Origin of the sequence: Streptomyces sp. SID9727 (assembly GCF_010550605.1) — a bacterium.
In the GTDB taxonomy this organism is placed as follows: domain Bacteria; phylum Actinomycetota; class Actinomycetes; order Streptomycetales; family Streptomycetaceae; genus Streptomyces.
The window spans coordinates 1-19,011 of record NZ_JAAGNI010000073.1; the positions used below are offsets into that span (position 1 = coordinate 1).

Below are 19,011 nucleotides of genomic sequence, written 5' to 3' on the forward strand. Positions count from 1 at the left end.
CGGCTTCGGCCCGCCGGGCGCGCCGCAGGGCCGGCCGGGGCGCTGCCGGCCAGGGCGGCGGCGGGAACGTGGACAGGCGGGTCATGAAGTTCTCCTCCCGTTCGATGGGTGTGCCGGGCGCGGGGGTCGGGCGCGCCCGGTCGAGGCCAGTTGCTCCACCCGGGCGTGCAGCTGGTCCAGGTGCAGTTCGGCTTCGGGTTTGATCAGGACGCTGCGCATCACCCGGGCCGTCGGCGCGTCGGCCACGACGTCGGGTCTGCGCCGTGCGAAGTCCGCCGCGTCGGTCCGCAGCACACTGAGGAACACGGGGTCCCGCTCGGCGTGCATGCCGTCCGTGAGCAGCCGGCCGGACGCGGCGTCGACGGCGGACAGCGACAGCGGCCGCGTCGCGGGGAAGTAGCTGACGATGTCCAGCTGCGGTGCCTGGTACGTCTTCAGCTCCTCGGACGCCTCGATGCGCTCCGCCCATCCCACGGCCGCCCGGCGGCTGCCGGCCAGGACCTCGCCGAAGCCGTCCCGGGTCAGCGGCAGCAGCCGCAGCGTCAGCCAGAGCGCGGCGGCCGCCGCCCCGGCCCGCGAGCACTCCAGGCTGATCTCGCCCAGGTGCAGTGCGGCCTCGGTGAAGTAGGTGTACGGCGAGTCGTGCGCGAGGTGGTTCCGGGCGGCTTCGTCGTTGAAGAGCACCGCCCCGCACCCGTAGGGCTGGAGGCCGTGCTTGTGCGGGTCCACGACGACCGAGTCGCAGTCCGCGATCGCCCGCCACGGGCGCACGTCGATGCCTTCGGGCCGGTCCGAGCGCCCGAGGAGCGCGTAGAACCCGCCGTAGGCGGCGTCCACGTGCACCCGTACGCCGTAACGCCGGGCCAGCGGCACCACCTCGTGCACCGGGTCGACCGCCCCCAGGCCCGTCGTCCCCGTGGTCACCACCACCGTGCCGACCCGGCCGGCCGCGAGCAGCTTCTCCAGGGCGTCCAGATCGATGCGGCCCAGTCCGTCGGCGGGCACCCGGTGGCCCTCGACGCCGAGCACCCCGCACATGCGGGCGTGCGTGTAGTGGCACTCGGCGCTGTACGCGATTCCGCGTCCGGGATGCGTCTGGCGCGCCACGTACAGCGCCTCCAGGTTGGCCATGGTCCCGCTCGTCGTCAGGTGGCCCAGATGCGAGCCCCGGAAGCCGAACATCCCGGCGAGCAGGTCCACGCACTCGCGTTCCATCTCGGTGGTGGCCGGGCCGCCCTCGGCGGCGTGGTTGTTCGGGTTGAACAGCATCGCCGTCACGTAACCGACGACCGCCGCGGGGTGGGGCGGCTTGACCATCTGCCCCGCGTAGCGCGGATGGAAGAACGGATAGTTGTCGTCCAGCCGCTTCGAGAACGCGGCGAACGCGGCACCGAACTCCTCGTCCCCGACCAGGTGCGACGGGTGCTCCCGGTACGGGCCGAAGCGCTCTCCCCAGTGTTCGGCCACGTCTACGGCACGCGGCAGCCAGTAACGAAGATCCACGGTCGGCCTTCCGGTGGGGGGCAGCGGACGGCTCAGGTATACGGAGCGGAGCGCAAGCCGACCGCAAGCGGTTCTTTGGCGGTTCTGGGTCGGCTCTGGCTCCGTTCTCAAGCGCCATAGCGGTCGCCGGGTGACACAACGGGCAGTCCCGTGCCCGCCCTAGCAGCTCCCGAGACGCGTGCGAGCCGCCCTTGCTGCACTCGGCGCGTCCGCCGAATCGAGCAGCAGGAGTTCCGTGATGGTGACCAGACGCACTCTGATGACCGCCCTGAGCGTCACCGGCGCCGGGCTGTTCACCGGCGCGGCTCTCACCCCGTTGATGACGGCGGGCGCCGCCCCGCGCGAAGCCGCCCCGGCCGGCACGGCCGTCCCCGTGGGCCCCGCCGTCCAGCCGTTCCAGGTGCCGCTGCCCCTGCTGCCGGTGCTGACCCCCGCCGCGACGCGCGGCGGCGCCGACGTCTACGACATCACGATGCGCCGCACCCGCGCCGAGATCCTGCCGGGCCTGAGCACCGACGTCCTCACCTACGACGGGCACTTCCCCGGCGGCATCGTGCGGGCCCGCTCCGGGCGCCCCGTGGTGATGCGCCAGCACAACCAGCTGGGCGTCGACGCCTCGGTGCACCTGCACGGCTCCTCGGTCCCCGTCGACAGCGACGGCGGCCCGATGAACACCTTCGCCTCGGGCACGAGCCGCACCTACACGTACCCCAACCAGCAGCCGCACGCCTCGCTCTGGTACCACGACCACGCCCACCACTCGGAGTCCGAGAACTGCTACCGGGGCCTGTCGGGCAGCTATCTGCTCACCGACGACGTGGAGGAATCGCTGCCGCTGCCGGCCGGGCGCTACGACGTCACCGTGGCGCTGCGCGACGCCCACTTCGACGACGACGGGCAGCTGCTGTACATCATGGACGACGCGGAGGGCCGCTCCACGATCCTCGCGAACGGCAAGCCGTACCCGTACCTCCGGGTCGCCGCCCGCAAGTACCGCTTCCGGCTGCTGAACTCGTCCAACCTGCGGTTCTTCGCGCTGCGCCTGGCCGACGGCTCGTCCTTCACACAGATCGGCTCCGACGGGGGCCTGCTGCCGCGCCCCTTCACCACCGACGCGCTGCTCCTGTCACCGGCCGAGCGCGCGGACATCGTCATCGACTTCTCCCGCTACCCGGTCGGCACCCGGCTCGTCCTGGAGAACACCCTCGGCCCCGGCGACCCGGACCGGACGGGCAAGGTCATGCGCTTCGACGTGGTGCGCAAGGCCGCCGACCCCAGCCGGGTGCCGTCCGTCCTGCGTACACTCCCGCCGCTGCCGCCGGTGACCGGGCGGCGCTCCTTCGACCTGAACGTCGCCCTCGTCGGCGGCGAACCGCAGGGCACCATCAACGGCCGCGTCTACGATCCGGCGCGCGTCGACACCGAGATCCCGTACGGCGCCAGCGAGGTCTGGACCGTCACCAACACCAACACCGACGTGCCGCACAACTTCCACATGCACCTGGTGCAGTTCCGCGTCCTGGAACGCAACGGGAAGTCGCCGACCGGCGCCGAGGCGGGCCTGAAGGACACCGTGTGCCTGATGCCCGGCGAGACCGTCCGGCTTCAGGCGACGTTCGACTCCTACCGGGGCACCTACGTGTACCACTGCCACCTGCTCGACCACTCGGCGATGGGCATGATGGCGCAGATGCGCATCCGCTGACCCGTCGCACCCGGGCACGCCCGTTCGAGTACCACTCGACGTTCGCTGGAGGAACGCTCGTGATCCTGTCCAGGGCGGCCTCCGCGCCCGCGGCGGGAGCAGGAGCACCTCTATCCTCGTCAACAGCGCGCCTCGGCACCCCACTTACGCACCGGACAAGAGCGAGGACGTACCGATGACACCCAATCCGTATCAGCAGCAGCAGGGCCCCACCGGCGGTCAGGCGCCGTACCAGCAGCCGTGGGGTCAGCCCGCCGCGCCCGTGCCGCCGCGGGAGGACCGCCCGAACAAGGCCGCGGGCTGCCTGCACATGATCTCGGTGATCACGCTCGGGCTCATGGCCGGCCTGTTCTTCGCCTTCGACGTCTCGGTCATGCCCGGTCTCGCCAAGACCGACGACCGCACCTACGTCGCCGCGATGCAGCAGTTCAACGCGGAGATCGACGGCAACGGCCTGTTCGCGCTCATCTTCATGGGTGCCATCGTCGCGGCGGGCCTCGCCGCGTTCCTGGAGTTCCGCCGGGGGCGCAGGACCATCGCGCTGTGGGCCGGCCTCGCCGCCGTCCTCTACCTCGTCGTCCTGATGCTGACGATGGGCGTCGAGATCCCGCTCAACAACCAGCTCGCCGACCTCGGCAACCCGGCCAAGATCCACGACTTCTCCCTGGTCGACAAGTTCAAGGGGACCTGGGAGTCCGTCAACATCTTCCGTACGCTCCTCAACACGGCGGCCCTGGGCTGCGCGGCGTACGCCGCCAAGCTGCACGGCCGCGCCGAGGCGCTGCTGTCCGCCGGCCGCTGAGCCGGCGCTTCTCCGGGAGGGCGGGTACGGGCACGGGCCCCGTACCCGCCCTCCCGCGTGTTCAGCTGCCGCCGTTCAGGACGAGGGCCCAGCACAGCAGCCCGGTGGCGGCCGTGCACAGCAGTGTCCGCAGCACGTTCCCGCGCGCCCAGGCCCCCTCGAACGCCGCCCGCACCGCCTCGGGCCGCGCGATCCCGTCCACCGGGCCCGCCGCCTCCAGCGCGTTGTTCAGCGGGATGTTCAGTCGGCTGGTGACCCCCATCGACGCGATGTAGCAGACGAGCGCCGCGACGGTCGGCACCACGGCGTCCCGGTTCCCGCCGCCGAACTGGAGCCCGACCGCGAGCCCCGTGAACACGAGGGCCCCGATGTAACCGAGCACGAACCATCCGTTGAGGATGGCCACGTTGACCCGCTGCATCACATCGATGAACGTACGGTCCCCCGCACCGCGCAGCGCCGGCATCACGGAGATGGCGAAGCCGTAGAACAGCCCGCTGACCAGCCCCGTCGTCACGGTGGCCGCGATGAGCGCGAGCGTTTGTGCGATCTCCATTGCCTGACCCTTCAGCTTCTGCCGGTGCGGCGGTGCTTGTTCAAGTCAACTCTCCTCTGCGCAAAGGGAATGCAACAGGAAGGTCAAGTGCCGGAGTCCAGAGTACGGGGGCGCCCGCGGCGGCGGGGCGCAATTGTGGCAGCCTGCGCGGGTGGACGATCCAGACGTCAGGGCCGGAAGCGGGTCTGGCTGAACGCCTCGCCCCGGCCGAACGCGAGGACCTTCGTCGGCCGGACCGCGAACACCGGGACGACCGCGCCCGGCTCCCCGGAGGTCTCCGGCTGGGGTCCCTCCGGCCGGTGCCGGAAGCCGCCCTCGACCACGTCGTACGGCCACCCGATCTTCGCCATCCACAGCTCCGCGAGCCGCTCCAGCGTCCCGCGCTCGGCGACCCGCAGCGCGGGCCCCTCGACGATGACGTCGAGCCCCCGCGCGTACGCGTTGTTGCCCGTCGTCAGGACGCAGTTCGGATTCCGGGTGAGGTTGCGGCCCTTCTGCTCTTCGAGCCCCGTCGAGAAGTGCAGCGCCCCGTCGAGCCACACCGCCGGCAGCGGCGTCACATGCGGCCGCCCGTCGGGCCGGACCGTCGAGAGCCAGAAGACCTCGGCCCGCTGGAGTACGGCCACCACCTCGGCCCACGGGGTCGCCGTCGCACCGGCACTGCTGTAGTCGGGATGAAGCTCCGCCACGGGTTCGTTCGTCATGATTCCGCCGTCCTCGACCTGGTCCTGGGACCTCCAGTCTGCGCGGCGGCCAAGCCCCCGCCCGCACGCGCGGCCGCTCGCGGCCCGTCGCTCCCCGGAACAGTCCAGCATGGCCCCATGGACATGGACATGGACATGGACATGGATACGGAGAAGGACGACGCCGTCCTCGTGCGCCCCGCCCTCGCGGCGGAGGCCGACGCGCTGGCGGGGATCGACCCCGGACGGCGTACGAGCATCGAGACGTGGTGCCGGCGGGGCGTGGCGTACGTGGCGCGGGACGCGGCGTCCGGGACGCCCCTCGGGTACTGCGTGCTGGAGTACACGTTCTTCGAGCAGGGCTTCGTCACCCTCCTGATGGTGGCCCCCGAGGCCCGGCGTCGGGGCGTGGGGCACCGGCTGCTGGAAGCAGCGGCTGCCATGTGCACCACCCCGAAGCTGTTCACCTCGACCAACATCTCCAACCAGCCCATGCAACGCCTGCTCCAACGCGCCGGCTGGACCCCGGCGGGCCTCCTCCACGGCCTGGACGAGGGCGACCCGGAGCTGTTCTACCTGCAAAAAGGGCGTGGGCTCCGGTGAAGCCCGCAGTTACGCTCGTCCCCATGTCGAACCCCCTTCCGCTGACCGCCCCCCTGCTCTCCGCCATGGGCGGCGTCCCCGCGCAGGCCGAGCCCTTGGACAGCAGCCCCCGGTCCCGGGTGTGGCGGGTGAGGGCGGCGGACGGGCGGCCCGTGATCCTCAAGCAGATCACCGACGACGGGGACACCCGCGCCGACGCGGACGCGCGCTTCGCCCGGGAGGCCGCCGGACTGCGCCTCGCGGGACGCGGCTCCGTGGCGCCCGCGCTGCTCGCCGCGGACCCGGCCGAGCGGGTCATGCTCCTCGAATACGTGGACGACCTCGGCCGCACCGACGACTGGATGCCCGGGTACGCCGACGCGCTCGCCCGGCTCCACGCCCTGACCGGGCCCGCCGACGCGGGCGCGCTCCCGGCCTGGTCGGGCCCCACGGCCGCCGACGCGGAGTCCTTCCTCGCCCTCGCCCGCGCGCTCGACGTGCCCGTACCGGCCGCCGTCCCGGACGAGCTCGCCGGGCTCCTGGACCGGCTCGACCCCACCGGGCACCACGCCCTGCTCCACGGCGACCCCTGCCCCGGCAACGACCTCCGCACCCCGGACGGCGTCCGCTTCGTCGACTTCGAGGGCGCCGCCCTCGGCAACGGCCTCGTCGAGCTCGCGTACTTCCGCATCGGCTTCCCCACCTGCTGGTGCGCCCTGTCGGTCACCGCCGCGCCGCTCACGGAGGTCGAGGCCGTCTACCGGAGCACCTGGCGCGACCTCACGGGCAGGGACGTGCCGGGCGACCTCGCCGACGCGTGCGCGGGCTGGCTCATCCAGGGCGACGCGCTGGTCGAACGGGCCCGGCGGGGGACGGCCGACCACCTCGCCCGGGTGCCCGCCGAGGACTTCGAGTGGGGGTACGTCTCCGCCCGCGAACGCCTCGTCCACCGCCTGGGCGTGGTCGCGGACCTCACCCGCGGCCACGACCGCCTGCACGCGCTCGGCGGCCTCACTTCCGCCCTGGCCGCCCGCCTGCTGGAGAACTGGCCGACCCTGCGCCCGCTGCCCGCACCGGACGAGCGGCCCTGGTACTGAACGGGCTGTCACCCGTACGGGTCGATTCCGCTCGCGCGGGGTCCGGGTAAGGACGGCCCGTCCGTCCCCGAGCAGCCTCCCGGAGGCACCCGTGCCCGAAATGAACGACCCCTACCGGCCCGGCACCCCCTGCTGGATCGACCTGATGGTCCCCGACCAGCAGGCGGCCATCGACTTCTACTCCGATCTCTTCGGCTGGCAGGGCGAGGTGGGCCCGGCGGAACACGGCGGCTACGCCGTCTGCACGCTCAAGGGCAAGCCGGTCGCCGGGATCATGAAGGCCATGAACCCGGACGGCACGGTGCCGGACCCGATGCCGCCGACAGCGTGGACGACGTACCTGTCGACCGACGCCATCGACTCCACCGTCACGTCCGTCACCGACGCCGGCGGCACGGTCGTCGTCCCCCCGATGGACGTCATGGACCTCGGCCGCATGACCGTGCTCGCCGACCCGGCGGGCGCCGTCTTCGGCCTGTGGCAGCCCGGCAGCTTCGCCGGTGCGGGCATCGTCAACGAGCACGGTGCGCTGGTCTGGAGCGAGCTGACCACCCCCGACCCGGACGCGGCGTCCGCGTTCTACTCCGCCGCCCTGCCGGTGACGGCGACCCCCTCCGAGATGGAGGGTGCCGACGGGTACGTCGAGTTCCAGGTCGACGGGCGGGCGGTGGGCGGCATGATGGACATGAGCAAGGTGCCGCCCGGCGTCTCGCCGCACTGGCAGCCGTACTTCGCGGTGGACAGCGTGGACGACATCCAGGCGGCCGCCGTCCGCGCCGGCGCGACGGTCCTGGCCCCCGCCTTCGACATGGTCGCCGGCCGCATGGCGGTCCTGGCCGACCCCCAGGGCGGCGCGTTCTCGGTCATCGCACCGGGGCCGCACGAGGGCCAGGCCTGACGGTACGGGGGCAGGACGCCACTTCCCGCGTCCTGCCCCCGTACACGCATGCGAAGATCGCCCAGTGGCCGACCCGAACCCGCACCTCCGCGACGATCTGCGCTTCCGCCCCGCCGTTGGCACCGACCTCGCCTCCCTCGTACGGCTGCGCGACGATGCGGCCCGTTGGATGCTCGCCCGGGGCGTCACCGGCCAGTGGCAGCCCGGCGAACTCGGCGAGGACCACTTCCGCCGGATCATGGCGACGGGGGAGGTATGGCTCGCCGAGGCCGCCGGACGTGTGGTCGGCGCCTGGGAACTGTGGTGGGAGGACGAGGACGCCTGGGGTCCGCAGTCGGCGGTGGCCGGTTACGTGCACCGGCTGATGGTGGACCGCACCGCCGTCCCGTCCGGCACCGGGCGCCGGCTCCTGCGGGCCGCCGAGCACCGCGTGGCCGAGGCGGGCCGGACGCTCGTACGCCTGGACTGCCTGGCGGGCAACGAGCCCCTGACCGCGTACTACCTCGGCGCCGGCTACCGGGTCGTCGGTCGCAAGGAGGGCAAACCGCAGCCGGGCGGCGCGCCGAAGTCGTTCACACTGCTCGAAAAGGAGACGGCGGCGGGCTGACCGGCGCCGGTGCGGTCAGCCCGCCACGACCTGCGTGTTCTGACCGGCGGTCAGCAGCCACCGCCCGTCGTCGCCCCGGCTCATCACGTACAGCGGAGCGCCCTCGCTCTCCTCCTCCGGCGCCAGGTAGCGCTGCCGGACCTTGACCGCCGCGACGTCCGGGCGGATGAAGAGGACGTGCGCCACGTCGTAGGTGACCCGCCCGGCCCAGCCGGCGGCAGGCAGCACGGTCCGGGTGAACGCGGAGATCGCGTCGATGCCGATGAGGACCTTGCCGTGGGCCGTCGTCCAGACCGCGTCGGGCCGGAAGAGGGCCAGGAACTCGTCGGGGTCCTTGCGCTGCTGGGAGCGCTCGACGGTGGCGACGACCGCGCGGATGGCTTCGAGGTCGGCGGCGTGGGTGCGGGTTTCGATATCCATGCCGGGAATCCTGCAACCTCGAGTGCAGTTGAGATCAAGTCCGGTTGAGATCGACAGCCACCCGGGGCGCCCGCCCGCGCCGGGGGAGCAGGAACGGCGTCCCCAGGATGAGCACCCCGGCGACCCCGAGGGCCGTGCGCGGCCCGGTGGCGTCGGCGAGCAGCCCGGCGAGCGCGGTGAGCACGGCGATGGTCGCCTGCTGCCCGATCGACCAGGCGGTGAGCGTACGGGCGACGAGGTGCTTGGGCGTGTGTTCCAGCCGGTACGTGGAGAGCACCGGCCCGTACAGGCTCATGTTGACGATGATGGCCAGCTCGACGGCCATCACCGTGACGAGCCCGACGACACCCGGCCGTACGAACACCAGCCCGATCAGCCACACCGCGCGCAGGGTGCCCACGGTCCGGAAGACCCGGTCGCGGCCGTGGCGGGCGACGACCCGGCGGGCCAGCCGCGAGCCGATGAGCCCGCCGAGACACGGAGCGGCGAAGGCGAGACCGTACTGCCAGGGCGGAAACCCGAGCCGGCGCAGCAGGAGCAGGGCCAGGAGCGGTTCGGTGGCCATGATGAGGCCGCCGACGAGGACCTGGTTGAGGTAGAGCGCGCGCAGCACGGGGTGGCCGAAGATGTGCCGCCACCCGGCGAGCAGCGCGCCGGCCGCGAGCGGGCTCCCCTCCTCGGGGCGAGGCGCCTCCTCCTTCCCCCGGATCGCGGTGATGCCGAGCGCGGAGAGCAGATAGCTGAGCGCGTCGGCCCCCACGGTGGCGACCGGCCCGAAGACCCCGATCGCCGCGCCGCCGAGGGGCGGTCCGACGGCGATGGAGCTCCAGTTCGTGGACTCGAACCGCGCGTTGGCGACGAGCAGGTCCTCCTGGCGGACGAGTGCCTTCAGATACGCGCCGCTCGCCGCGCCGAACGCGATCCTCGCCGCGGCGATCACCGCCGACACCACCAGCAGCTGGACGAACCCGAGCAGCCCGAAGGCGTACGCGGCCGGGATCGACGCCATGGCCGCGAACCGGACCAGGTCCATCCCGATCATGACGGGCCGCTTGCGCCGGAACTCCACCCACGGCGCGAGCGGCACCGAGATCAGCGCTCCCACGGCGGGCCCGACCGCCGACAGCGCGGACACCTGGGCGGGCCCGGCGTCCAGCACCAGCACGGCGAGCAGCGGCAGGGCCCCGAACCCCAGCCCCGACCCGTACGCGCTCACCGCGTACGCGGCCCACAGCCAGCCGAACGGCCGCCCCAACGCTCTTCTGCCCACGCCGCCTCATCCACACAACCCGTAATTGCCGAACGGGAGCTAATCGCGCAGCAGAAGCACAGGTCAAACAACCATCGACCGGTCACCGCACAACCAGAGGTTGTTCACTAGGCTGTCCGGCCATGGACCTCCAAGCAGTGCGCACATTCGTCGCCGCCACGGAAGCGGGCGGCTTCCAGAGGGCCGCGGCCGACCTCGCGGTCACCCAGCAGGCCGTCTCCAAGCGCATCGCCGCCCTGGAGCAGGCCCTCGGCGTACGCCTCTTCACGCGCGCCCCGCGCGGCGCCGAGCTGACCATCGACGGCCGGGCGTTCCTGCCCCACGCGCGCGAACTGCTGCGCGCGGCCGAGCGCGCGAGCGCCTCCGTACGCCCCGGCAGCCGGCCGCTGCGCGTCGACGTGATCGCGTCCCGCACCGCGCAGTCGAGCCTGATGCGCGCCTTCCACCGCGCGCACCCCGGGATCGCCCTCGACGTGATGATGCTGGTCAGCATGGACACGGCCGTGGCCGCCCTCCGCACCGGTGAACTCGACGCGACGTTCCGCGCGGTGGGCGCCCCCGGCCGCCCCCTCCCCGACGACATCGCGTCCGCCCGCGTCCTGGACGAACCCCTCCAGCTCCTCACCGGCCCCGCCCACACCCTGGCCGACGCCCCCTCGGTGACCCTCGCCGACCTGGTCGGCCACCGCATCTGGATGCCGGGCATCGCCCCCGGCACGGAGTGGGGCGCGTACTACGACGACCTGGTCGCGGAGTTCGCCCTCACGATCGAGGCGACGGGCCCGAACTTCGGCTCGGACGTCCTGCTCGACACCATCGCGGACACCCCGGCCCTGGCCACGTTCATGGGCGAGCACTCCCGCCTCATCTGGCCCAGGACCCACGACCTCCGCCGCATCCCGGTCACGGGCCCGGCCCCGGTCTACCCCCACTCCCTCCTCTGGCGCCGCGACAACCCGCACCCGGCGCTGGCGACGCTGCGGACGTACCTGGCGACGGCGGGGGAGTGGGGGGCGGCGGGGAGCTGGGTGCCGGGGTGGGCGGTTGGGCAGTGAACGCGGGGTGATGCGTCGCGCGAACGGCACGAGGCTGATATCAGTGGACGGCCTTGAGGCGGCCTTTCCTGGTCATGGGCGTGACGTTTCCCTTGGCCCGGGCTTCGGCTTTGCCGGCCCTCTCGTCCAGGTGGAGCTGGAAGCGGCGTTCGTATGCGTCCTCGAAGTCACCGAGGTCCAGTCGCATGTCGTCCGGTGTGGCCGTGATGGCGCGCTGTTGTTCGCGGGGGTCGTTGAACGCGGCGATCATCGGGTGGAGTCGGAAGCGGCCACGCCGGATGACGGTGACGAGGCGGGCAGCGACCAGGTGCGGCATGGCGCGGCTGATCATGCCGCGTTCCATGGCGAGGCCGGCGCGGGGACGGCACGCCGGGCGACTTCGGCGCCGTGGAGACGGCGTGGGCCGCCTTCACCGCTGACCTCAGCAGCTGAGCACTGCTCCGGGCCCGAGAGCGGTGGCCCCTGTGTTCGAAAGGGGCCACCGCCCGGTCTTGTCCGTGCCCGAGCGTAGGGTGTCGCCATGCCGTATGCGCCGATGCCGCCGCAACTCGACACCGCTCGGCTTGCGTTGCGTCGGTGGACCGAGTCCGACATCGACGCCCATCGCCTGCTCGTCGCCGAACGGGGCGGTGGCATGCCGTCGATCGAGGACAACCGGCGGATGATCGAGGATGAGCGGGCTGCGTCGGCGCTGACAGGAATTGCTCTGCTGCCTGTCGTCCGCCGCGATGTGGGCGATTTCATCGGGTACTGCGGGCTCACCGTCGGTCGGGCTTCCGTTGACACGCCGGAGATCGCCTATGAGCTGTTCCGGAGCGCGCACGGACAGGGCTATGGCACCGAGGCGGCGTCCGCGGTGGTCGACGCGGCGATCGCGACCGGGCGGAAACGGCTCTGGGCGACGGTGCGTCCCTGGAACGCGCCATCGTTTCGCGTCCTCGAGAAGCTTGGATTCCAGCGCGACCACGTCTCGGCCGACGGCGGGGGCGAGCTGGTGTGGCTCACCCGTTCCCTGCCGTAGGAGACATGATCGCCATGATCCGCGCCCTGGACGATGCCACCTCGTTCCACGAGCTGTTCGCCACACACCCCGCCTGACCGACTTGGTTCCGGCGCCCGATGGAACGCGCTTGATCGCGTCCGTGCAGACCATCAACGTCCCCGGAACCAGGCGCGTTTCGCGGCGCTGTCCACCGGCTACGGGCAACGCATGCAGGAGCGCGGCCGGGGCCAGTACGGCGGTCAGCCCTACCGTGATCTCATCGCGCTGACGGACGCGGCACTGGCACGCGACGACCTCGACGCGACCCGGACCGGCCTCGTGGGCTGGTCCTTCGGCGGCTACCTGGCCAACCGGGCCGCGACCCTCACGGACCGCTTCAAGGCGATCGTCACCCACGCCGGGATGTGGAACCTCGAGGCGTTCCAGACCGACACAGACTTGCACGTGTACTTCCGGAAGATCTTCGGCGACCCGCGGACGCAGCGCGAACGCTGACTGATTATTCGAACGCGCCGGAGACATGGCGGCACGGATTGCAGCTCCGTAAGACGCCTCCGCGTCCCCTCGGTCACCCGGCTAGGGTGCCCGCATGAACGCCATAGCGCTGCGCGGTGCCACGATCCACTACGACGACCTCGGGCCCTCCACCGGGCTGCCGGTCCTCCTGATTCACGGCCATCCGTTCAACCGCACCCTGTGGGCATCCCAGGCCGAGGCGCTGACCGGGGCCGGATACCGGGTCGTCACCCCTGATCTGCGTGGTTACGGGCACAGTGGCGTCACCCGGGGAAAGGTTCTGCTCTCCGACTTCGCCGATGACCTCGCCGCGCTCCTCGACCACCTGGGTATCGAGCGGGCCGTGGTCGGCGGCGTCTCGATGGGCGGTCAGATCACCATGGAGTTCCAGCGTCTCCACCCGCAGCGGGTACGGGCCCTGGTCCTGTCCGACACCTCCGCTCCCGCCGAGACCGACGAGGGCAAAGCGTTCCGCAACCGCCTGGCCGACCGGCTCCTCGCCGAGGGGATGGACGGGTACGCGAGCGAGGTGATCGACAAGATGCTCGCCGCGTACAACGTCACCGCGATGCCCGCCGTCGCCGACCGCGTCCTGGGCATGATGCGCGCCACGGACCCCCACGGCGCGGCCGCGGCCCTGCGCGGACGGGCCGAACGCCCCGACTACCGGGACACGCTGGAGGCGGTCCGCGTGCCGGTGCTGATCGTCGTCGGCGCGGACGACGTCTACACCCCCGTCGCGGACGCCGAGGCGATCCGCGACCTCGTCCCGCACGCGACGATGGCCGTCATCGACAAGGCCGGCCACCTGCCGGGCGCCGAACAGCCCGAAGCCTTCAACTCCGCCCTGCTGGACTTCCTGGCCTCCCGGGTGGCCGACCGTGACTGAGCCGCACCCGCTCCTGGCCCACTTCACCGACGCCGCCCGTGGTCGTTTCCCGCCCTGCGACGGCGGCGTGACGGTGCTGCCGCCGCTGCCCGGCGGTCTGGAGGCGTCGGTCGCCTTCACGGGGCACGCGGTGATCGCCACCGCCCTGGACCCCGCGGGCGTGCTCGCCCTGGGCCCCGACGGCTTCGGTGCCTCCCTGGCCCCCGACTTCCTCCGCCACCTCGCGGGCCCGGACGGAACGATCGGCGTCACCGACGCCACCCTGACGGCCCGGGGCACCGGCGGAACGCCACGACTGGCCGAACTCGGGGACGAGGCACACGAACACCCGCGCGTCCTGCACGCCCGCGAGCTGAGGAGCGGCATCAAGGTCTACGGCGACGAGCGAGGGCTGATCACGCTGGCGGACGGGCTTGCCGGACGGCGCGAACTGAGCATCGAACTGCATGCTCCCCACCACGGCAGCCAGGGCCACGGACGCGGCCTGCTCGCGGACGCCCTCACGCTCGTACCGGCGGGCGAACCGCTTTTCGCCGCCGTGTCCCCGGGCAACGCCCGCTCGCTCCGCGCCTTCCTGGCCTGCGGATTCACTCCGATCGGCAGCGAAGTGATCCTCCGGCCGCACGGAGCGGCGGTGGCGACGTCCCGGTCCACTACCCGGACAACAGCACCGGAGCCGAGCGCACCGGCACCGTGCGGGTGAACACGTGGGCGCACATGATCCCGGTTCCCGGGACGCGGGTGATCGTGCACACCGACGAGGACGGCGACCTGCTCGTCGATCTCGATCCGGCGCGTCCGGTCGAGTACTTCTCCGACAGCCGGCGGTACGCCCAGGACACCGGTGGCGGCGGCAGCATGTGACCGCCTCTCCGGAGGGTGCGTAGGGTCGTGCCATGGGCGTCGACATCACCACACTCATCGCCGACTGGTCCTGGCTGGCCGAGGTCCCGCCCCCGGAGCGGCTGGAGCGGCTGCGGGACGCCTGGTACGACGAGGCGACCGGGTTGTGGGACACCATGTCGGTGACGTACGGGTGGGAGTGGCCGCGCGGGCCGCACAGCGGGTACTTCGGCGTGTACGAGTTCCCCGGCACCCTCGGCTCGTACAAGCCGCACTTCTGGGCGGGGGAGGCCTGGGAGAAGGCACGCGACCATGTCGACGCGGGCCTGCGGGCGGAGTTGGACGCGCTGCTCGGCGGGCTGATCTGGGACGGGCCGGACTTCGACGACGAGAAGCCGGACGAGAGCTACGACTTCTTCTCCGGGGGCTCCGGTCTGCTGGTCGCGAAGTCCCCGGCGGGCGTACGGGAACTGCTCGCGACCTGGGAGCGCGTACGGCCCCGGCTCGATGAGATCCGCGCGCCCTTCGAGGAGCGCTCCGAAGCGTTCCGGTTCAGCGACTTCGACGCCTTCGTACGCCTCCTGGCCAACTGGGGTGAAGTCCTGGCCGAGGCCGCCCGCCGGGGCTGGGGCATCGCGGGCGTGAACGGCTAGCGGTCACCGCCTGCGTGAGACGCCCAGCTCGATCAGGTAGCGCTTCGTCACCCGCCCCCCGTACCGGCCGTCGATCAGCTCGGCGATGGAGTCCAGCAGCCCGCGCCGGGCGGCCTCCGGGAGCGCCCGGTGCCCGGAGTACGTGCGCAGCACGTCCACGTACTGTGCCGTGGTGTACGTGACGTCGTGCTCGTAGCGGCGGAAGACCGTCGGGCCGAAGCGGCCGCTGCGCGCCACCTCCTCCGCGTGGTCCCCGTTGCCGACCTCGTCAGCGGTGGGAGGCCGTGTCCCGGGCTTCGTCTCCGGGTCGAAGCGCTCGTAGCAGCGCTGGACCTCCACGAAGAACTCCTCGGTGCCGCCTCGCACATGCTGGGTGCGCACCACGGCGAGCGCCCCGCCCGACCGCAGCGCGTCGGCCGCCTTGGGCACGCGTACCGCCGGGTCGATCCAGTGGAACGCGGTGACGACGAGCACCGTGTCGTACGGCTCCGCGGGCAGCGGCCAGTCCTCGAACGCGGCCGTCACCACCTCCGCGTCCGCCGCCCCGGCCAGATTGCGCCGGGCGACCGCGGCCATGCCCGGCCCCACCTCGACGGCGGTGATCCGGCAGCCCCGCCGGGCCAGCGGGACCGTGGCCTGCCCGGTCCCGCAGCCCACCTCCAGAACGCGGCTGCCGGGCCGCGCCCCGGCGAGCTCCGCGAGGTCGTCGTAGAGCGCCGCCGGATACCCGGGCCGGGCCCGGTCGTACAGCTCCGCGTCCTCGTCGAACGTCCGCCGCAGCAGCTCCCGCCGGGAGTCCTCGGGGGTGTCGTCGCGGGGCGCGGGTGCGGTGGCTTCGGGCATGTGGGGCAGGCTACGGGGTCCGCTCGCGGGGCGCCGTCAGTTCCGCGCCCCGCACAGCCCCGCCTCGACGGCGTTGCGGATGTCGTCGTCCTGGGCGTCCGTGCCGCCCGGGTCGAGGTTCACCATGACCGAGGTCTGCCGGCCGTCCGCGGTGGCTCCGCCGGCGGTCTGGAAGCCGAAGATGTCGCCGCCGTGGCCCCAGTAGGAGCCGCCGCAGGGCAGCCACCGGCGCTCCAGGCCCAGCCCGTACGCCCGGCCGTCGCCCACCGGGCGGGCCTTCATCATCTCCCTGAGCTGCGCCGGTTCCAGCAGCCGGCCGCCCACGAGCGCCTCCAGGAACCGGTTGAGGTCGGAGGCGCTGGAGATCATCTCGCCGGAGGCGCCCGCGACCGACGGGTTGACCGCGGTGGCGTCCATCAGCGGCGCGTCCTTGCCCGGGTGTACGTACCCGCGCGGATGCGGGCCGGGTATCGCCGGGTCGTCGCCGGGCACGGTGGTCGCCGTCAGGCCGAGCGGCTGGATGATGCGGCGGCGGATCTCCTCCCCGTACGGACGGCCCGTCACCTTCTCGATGACCAACCCGGCCAGCAGGTAGTTCGTGTTGGAGTAGTCCCAGCCGTGCCCGGGCCGGAACGTACGGGGCCGGTCGAGCGCCAGGTCCACCAGGTCGCGGGCTTCGTGGTGGGCGAGCGGGTCCGTCAGGATGTCCTGCGGGCTGAGGAAGTCGAGGTAGTCGGGCAGGCCGCTGGTGTGCTGGAGCAGGCGGCGTACGGTGACGCCCCGCCAGTCACCGGGGTGGTTGCGGACGACGTCCGGAAGGTACCGCTCCACCGGTGCGTCGAGGGCGATGCGGTGCTCGCCGACCAGTTGGAGCACCACCGTGGCCACGAAGGGCTTGGTCATGCTGCCGATCCGGAAGCGGCTGTCCCCGCGGACCGGCTCCCCGCTGACGACGTCCGCGACGCCGCTGGTCAGCACCGTGGCGCCGTTCCAGCCGCGCGCTTCGACCAGCGCCCCGGGGGCGCCGTCGACGGCGGTCAACCGGTGCAGGATGCCGGGGAGCGGTTCGGCCGGGCGCTCCGAGGCGGCGGCCGCACCGCCGGACTGCATGCCCGCCGCCACGCCGAACACCACGGCCAGGGCGAGCGCGCCGGACAGCGTTCGCTTGTGCTTGATCATGGGTCTCCTCCGCCGCGCGGCCCGTCACCGCGAGGTCGTTTTACGCTGACCTCACGATGTCCGACGGGATGGGCGGGAGCGATGAGGTGATCGCCCGTATAACGGCTGGGGGAAACCCCTTTGAGCGCCCGTCAGGCGCTCTCCGCATCCAGGGACCGGCCGACTGAGCCGCGGGTGTGGGCCCACGCGGGGAGGGCCGTCAGCGCGCCGACCGTCAGCAGGATGGCGAGAGCGGTGGCGAGGAGCCAGGAGCCGGGGGGTGTGACCGGCGTGCCGAAGAGCCAGTACAGGCCGAGCCCGGCCGGCAGGCCCACCGCCGCTCCGGGCACGGCCGGCAGGAGCTGTGCGACGCAGAGCGCGCCGACGGCCTGGCCGGGCGTGGCGCCCAGCGTGCGGGCGACGGCGAGGGTGTGGCGGGCCTGCACGGCGGCGCCCAGGCCGAGGAGCACGGTGTTGAGGACCGCCATCGCCACCAGCGCGACCGTCACGCCTAGCAGCACCCGGCCGGTCAGGTCCGCCCGGACCTCGATGGGCCCGAACCGGGCGGAGTCGGGGCGTGCACCCAGTTCGGTGTGCCAGGCCAGCAGGGCCGTGACCATGAGCGTGGTGGCGGCCACGCCCGCGGCACCCAGCACCGCGCGGCCCGGCCGGCGCGAGAGCAGCCGGACGCCGAGCAGCAGCGAGGTGGGCAGGTACGCCGTCAGGGCGTGCAGGCGCGGGCGCCGCACGGGCGGCCGTGCGGAGTCGGCCAGCGCGTCGGCGGTACTGGAGCGGGCCGCGCCCAGGGCGGGGCGGAGCGCGCCCGTCACCGCGACGACGACGGCGAACAGGGCCGAGGCGAGGACGGTGGCGAAGTCCGGGGTACCGGCCGCGTTGAGCAGCCCGGCGCCCGGATTGACCAGGCGGGGCGCGGCGAAGGTCCCCGCGGCCAGGCCGGCCCCGGTGGCCAGGAGGGTCAGCAGCAGGTACTGCGCGAGCAGGACGGCGGTGACGGTGGCAGGCCCGGCGCCCACGGCCTTGAGCAGTGTGGCCCGTCGGCTGTCCCGTGTGGAGCGGGCGGTCGCGAGGGCGACGAGGGTGACGACCGAGGCGACAGCGAGCAGCCAGCCGCCGACGACCAGGGCGGGCTGGACGTTCTTGATCATGGCCCGGTCGGTCAGCAGGACGTCCTGCCAGTCGTGGGCCCCTACCCAGCCGTCGGCCTGGTGCCGGCCGGTGAACACGGTCTTCCGCCAGTGTCGCGCCGCGCCCGGGTCGTCCAGTTTCAGGTGGATCAGATGGACGCCGGGGTCCTTGCCGGCGGCCGTGGCGGCGTCCGCCGTCGTGAGCCACATCCGCCCGCCGAAGTCGGAGACGGGTCCCTGTGCGTCATCGCTCCACGGGTACACGGAGGTGGCCGCGCTGACCGCCGTACCGACGACCGGGTAGTCGCGACCGCCGACGGTGACGCGGTCACCAACGCGCACACCGAGCGCCTGCGCGAACCCGCGCTCCAGGACCGCGCCGCCGGCCCGTACCCAGGTGCCGGAGGTCACCAACGGCCGGTCGACCACGGGGCCCCGGCCCGGAACGCGTCCCTCGACCGAGGAGTGCGCGCTCTGGCCGTGGGCCTCGACGTACGTGTCGAACGCGAAGACGGGGTCGGCCACCGCGGCCGTGCCGGGGGTCTTCGCGAGGCGGGCGGCCAGGCGTCGCGGGTCGTCGGAGTCCGTGAGGACCATGACGTCGGGTCCCGCGGTCGCCGCGCGGGTCTTCGCGTACCCGCGGTCGACAGCGCCGCCGGTCGCGAGGCCGAGGACCAGACACGTACTCGCGAGGGCGACGGTGACCAGCAGGACGACGGCCTCGACGGGGCGGCGGCGCACGTCGCGCCACACCAGCCGCCAGGTCAGCAGGAGGTGCCCCAC

Annotated in this window: 21 protein-coding genes and 1 pseudogene; 13 read left to right on the forward strand and 9 right to left on the reverse strand. The window is 72.8% G+C overall.

What is annotated here, in order from left to right; genetic code table 11:
* Positions 1–81 precede the first annotated feature (81 nt).
* Complete coding sequence (locus G3I41_RS04590) at positions 82–1,503, reverse strand: aminotransferase class V-fold PLP-dependent enzyme (protein ID WP_343242057.1); 1,422 nt, start codon at positions 1,501–1,503, stop codon at positions 82–84.
* A gap of 238 nt (positions 1,504–1,741) precedes the next feature.
* Here G3I41_RS04590 and G3I41_RS04595 point away from each other — a divergent pair, with 238 nt between their 5' ends.
* Both G3I41_RS04595 and G3I41_RS04600 read left to right on the forward strand, forming a co-directional pair.
* Positions 1,742–3,208, forward strand: a complete 1,467-nt coding sequence (locus tag G3I41_RS04595) for a multicopper oxidase family protein (protein ID WP_164399020.1) — start codon at positions 1,742–1,744, stop codon at positions 3,206–3,208.
* Between the two features lie 175 nt (positions 3,209–3,383).
* Positions 3,384–4,010, forward strand: coding sequence for a DUF1772 domain-containing protein (locus G3I41_RS04600; RefSeq protein ID WP_164399021.1), 627 nt, complete (start codon positions 3,384–3,386; stop codon positions 4,008–4,010).
* A 61-nt stretch (positions 4,011–4,071) separates the two neighbouring features.
* Here the strand turns inward: G3I41_RS04600 and G3I41_RS04605 are convergent, their stop codons facing one another.
* On the reverse strand, positions 4,072–4,566 hold the full coding sequence (locus G3I41_RS04605; RefSeq protein ID WP_164399022.1) for a DUF1772 domain-containing protein: 495 nt from the start codon (positions 4,564–4,566) through the stop codon (positions 4,072–4,074).
* Between the two features lie 167 nt (positions 4,567–4,733).
* A complete protein-coding gene (locus G3I41_RS04610; protein ID WP_164399023.1) occupies positions 4,734–5,270 on the reverse strand; it encodes a pyridoxamine 5'-phosphate oxidase family protein in 537 nt (178 codons plus the stop codon).
* Positions 5,271–5,387: 117 nt separating this feature from the next.
* On the opposite strand from G3I41_RS04610, the gene G3I41_RS04615 reads away from it, so the two are divergent.
* The 4 genes from G3I41_RS04615 to G3I41_RS04630 all read left to right on the forward strand — a co-directional run bounded on the left by G3I41_RS04615 (position 5,388) and on the right by G3I41_RS04630 (position 8,433).
* On the forward strand, positions 5,388–5,852 hold the full coding sequence (locus G3I41_RS04615) for a GNAT family N-acetyltransferase (RefSeq protein ID WP_239081480.1): 465 nt from the start codon (positions 5,388–5,390) through the stop codon (positions 5,850–5,852).
* Positions 5,853–5,875: 23 nt separating this feature from the next.
* Entirely contained in the window at positions 5,876–6,928 is a 1,053-nt protein-coding gene (locus G3I41_RS04620; protein ID WP_164399024.1) for a phosphotransferase, read from the forward strand.
* A 100-nt stretch (positions 6,929–7,028) separates the two neighbouring features.
* Positions 7,029–7,826: a VOC family protein gene (locus G3I41_RS04625; protein ID WP_164399066.1), complete on the forward strand. Its 798-nt coding sequence runs from the start codon at positions 7,029–7,031 to the stop codon at positions 7,824–7,826.
* Positions 7,827–7,890: 64 nt separating this feature from the next.
* Complete coding sequence (locus G3I41_RS04630; protein WP_164399025.1) at positions 7,891–8,433, forward strand: GNAT family N-acetyltransferase; 543 nt, start codon at positions 7,891–7,893, stop codon at positions 8,431–8,433.
* Positions 8,434–8,448: 15 nt separating this feature from the next.
* Here the strand turns inward: G3I41_RS04630 and G3I41_RS04635 are convergent, their stop codons facing one another.
* Both G3I41_RS04635 and G3I41_RS04640 read right to left on the reverse strand, forming a co-directional pair.
* On the reverse strand, positions 8,449–8,853 hold the full coding sequence (locus G3I41_RS04635) for an SgcJ/EcaC family oxidoreductase (RefSeq protein WP_164399026.1): 405 nt from the start codon (positions 8,851–8,853) through the stop codon (positions 8,449–8,451).
* 34 nt (positions 8,854–8,887) lie between these two features.
* Positions 8,888–10,123, reverse strand: a complete 1,236-nt coding sequence (locus tag G3I41_RS04640; RefSeq protein WP_164399027.1) for an MFS transporter — start codon at positions 10,121–10,123, stop codon at positions 8,888–8,890.
* Between the two features lie 122 nt (positions 10,124–10,245).
* On the opposite strand from G3I41_RS04640, the gene G3I41_RS04645 reads away from it, so the two are divergent.
* Positions 10,246–11,178: a LysR family transcriptional regulator gene (locus G3I41_RS04645; protein ID WP_164399028.1), complete on the forward strand. Its 933-nt coding sequence runs from the start codon at positions 10,246–10,248 to the stop codon at positions 11,176–11,178.
* Between the two features lie 40 nt (positions 11,179–11,218).
* Here the strand turns inward: G3I41_RS04645 and G3I41_RS04650 are convergent, their stop codons facing one another.
* Positions 11,219–11,509: a hypothetical protein gene (locus G3I41_RS04650; protein ID WP_164399029.1), complete on the reverse strand. Its 291-nt coding sequence runs from the start codon at positions 11,507–11,509 to the stop codon at positions 11,219–11,221.
* A 189-nt stretch (positions 11,510–11,698) separates the two neighbouring features.
* Between G3I41_RS04650 and G3I41_RS04655 the strand changes: the two genes are divergently transcribed.
* From G3I41_RS04655 to G3I41_RS04680, 6 genes and pseudogenes are all read left to right on the forward strand, one after another.
* On the forward strand, positions 11,699–12,199 hold the full coding sequence (locus G3I41_RS04655) for a GNAT family N-acetyltransferase (RefSeq protein WP_164399030.1): 501 nt from the start codon (positions 11,699–11,701) through the stop codon (positions 12,197–12,199).
* 162 nt (positions 12,200–12,361) lie between these two features.
* Positions 12,362–12,655 (forward strand): annotated as a pseudogene (locus G3I41_RS04660) (prolyl oligopeptidase family serine peptidase); the annotation flags it as partial.
* Positions 12,656–12,770: 115 nt separating this feature from the next.
* Positions 12,771–13,586 carry an alpha/beta fold hydrolase gene (locus tag G3I41_RS04665; protein ID WP_164399032.1) on the forward strand — a complete coding sequence of 272 codons (816 nt, stop codon included), beginning with the start codon at positions 12,771–12,773 and terminating at the stop codon, positions 13,584–13,586.
* Complete coding sequence (locus G3I41_RS04670) at positions 13,579–14,289, forward strand: hypothetical protein (RefSeq protein WP_343242058.1); 711 nt, start codon at positions 13,579–13,581, stop codon at positions 14,287–14,289. Before G3I41_RS04665 ends, G3I41_RS04670 begins: the two co-directional genes overlap by 8 nt.
* Positions 14,290–14,303: 14 nt before the next feature.
* On the forward strand, positions 14,304–14,450 hold the full coding sequence (locus G3I41_RS04675; RefSeq protein ID WP_164399033.1) for a hypothetical protein: 147 nt from the start codon (positions 14,304–14,306) through the stop codon (positions 14,448–14,450).
* A 32-nt stretch (positions 14,451–14,482) separates the two neighbouring features.
* Positions 14,483–15,082, forward strand: coding sequence for a hypothetical protein (locus tag G3I41_RS04680; protein ID WP_164399034.1), 600 nt, complete (start codon positions 14,483–14,485; stop codon positions 15,080–15,082).
* Positions 15,083–15,085: 3 nt separating this feature from the next.
* Here the strand turns inward: G3I41_RS04680 and G3I41_RS04685 are convergent, their stop codons facing one another.
* The 3 genes from G3I41_RS04685 to G3I41_RS04695 form a co-directional block, all read right to left on the reverse strand.
* Positions 15,086–15,925, reverse strand: a complete 840-nt coding sequence (locus G3I41_RS04685; protein WP_164399035.1) for a class I SAM-dependent methyltransferase — start codon at positions 15,923–15,925, stop codon at positions 15,086–15,088.
* Between the two features lie 36 nt (positions 15,926–15,961).
* Complete coding sequence (locus G3I41_RS04690) at positions 15,962–17,104, reverse strand: serine hydrolase domain-containing protein (protein WP_164399036.1); 1,143 nt, start codon at positions 17,102–17,104, stop codon at positions 15,962–15,964.
* A gap of 131 nt (positions 17,105–17,235) precedes the next feature.
* Complete coding sequence (locus G3I41_RS04695) at positions 17,236–19,011, reverse strand: FtsX-like permease family protein (protein ID WP_164399037.1); 1,776 nt, start codon at positions 19,009–19,011, stop codon at positions 17,236–17,238.

Excerpts from the sequence above, each read along its gene's own strand:
- G3I41_RS04690 (WP_164399036.1), bottom strand. The coding sequence starts at position 17,104 with ATGATCAAGCACAAGCGAACGCTGTCCGGCGCGCTCGCCCTGGCCGTG.
- G3I41_RS04645 (WP_164399028.1), top strand. The coding sequence starts at position 10,246 with ATGGACCTCCAAGCAGTGCGCACATTCGTCGCCGCCACGGAAGCGGGC.
- G3I41_RS04620 (WP_164399024.1), top strand. The coding sequence starts at position 5,876 with ATGTCGAACCCCCTTCCGCTGACCGCCCCCCTGCTCTCCGCCATGGGC.
- G3I41_RS04625 (WP_164399066.1), top strand. The coding sequence starts at position 7,029 with ATGAACGACCCCTACCGGCCCGGCACCCCCTGCTGGATCGACCTGATG.
- G3I41_RS04600 (WP_164399021.1), top strand. The coding sequence starts at position 3,384 with ATGACACCCAATCCGTATCAGCAGCAGCAGGGCCCCACCGGCGGTCAG.
- G3I41_RS04595 (WP_164399020.1), top strand. The coding sequence starts at position 1,742 with ATGGTGACCAGACGCACTCTGATGACCGCCCTGAGCGTCACCGGCGCC.
- G3I41_RS04675 (WP_164399033.1), top strand. The coding sequence starts at position 14,304 with ATGATCCCGGTTCCCGGGACGCGGGTGATCGTGCACACCGACGAGGAC.
- G3I41_RS04605 (WP_164399022.1), bottom strand. The coding sequence starts at position 4,566 with ATGGAGATCGCACAAACGCTCGCGCTCATCGCGGCCACCGTGACGACG.
- G3I41_RS04665 (WP_164399032.1), top strand. The coding sequence starts at position 12,771 with ATGAACGCCATAGCGCTGCGCGGTGCCACGATCCACTACGACGACCTC.
- G3I41_RS04655 (WP_164399030.1), top strand. The coding sequence starts at position 11,699 with ATGCCGTATGCGCCGATGCCGCCGCAACTCGACACCGCTCGGCTTGCG.
- G3I41_RS04680 (WP_164399034.1), top strand. The coding sequence starts at position 14,483 with ATGGGCGTCGACATCACCACACTCATCGCCGACTGGTCCTGGCTGGCC.
- G3I41_RS04615 (WP_239081480.1), top strand. The coding sequence starts at position 5,388 with ATGGACATGGACATGGACATGGACATGGATACGGAGAAGGACGACGCC.
- G3I41_RS04650 (WP_164399029.1), bottom strand. The coding sequence starts at position 11,509 with ATGATCAGCCGCGCCATGCCGCACCTGGTCGCTGCCCGCCTCGTCACC.
- G3I41_RS04610 (WP_164399023.1), bottom strand. The coding sequence starts at position 5,270 with ATGACGAACGAACCCGTGGCGGAGCTTCATCCCGACTACAGCAGTGCC.
- G3I41_RS04685 (WP_164399035.1), bottom strand. The coding sequence starts at position 15,925 with ATGCCCGAAGCCACCGCACCCGCGCCCCGCGACGACACCCCCGAGGAC.
- G3I41_RS04635 (WP_164399026.1), bottom strand. The coding sequence starts at position 8,853 with ATGGATATCGAAACCCGCACCCACGCCGCCGACCTCGAAGCCATCCGC.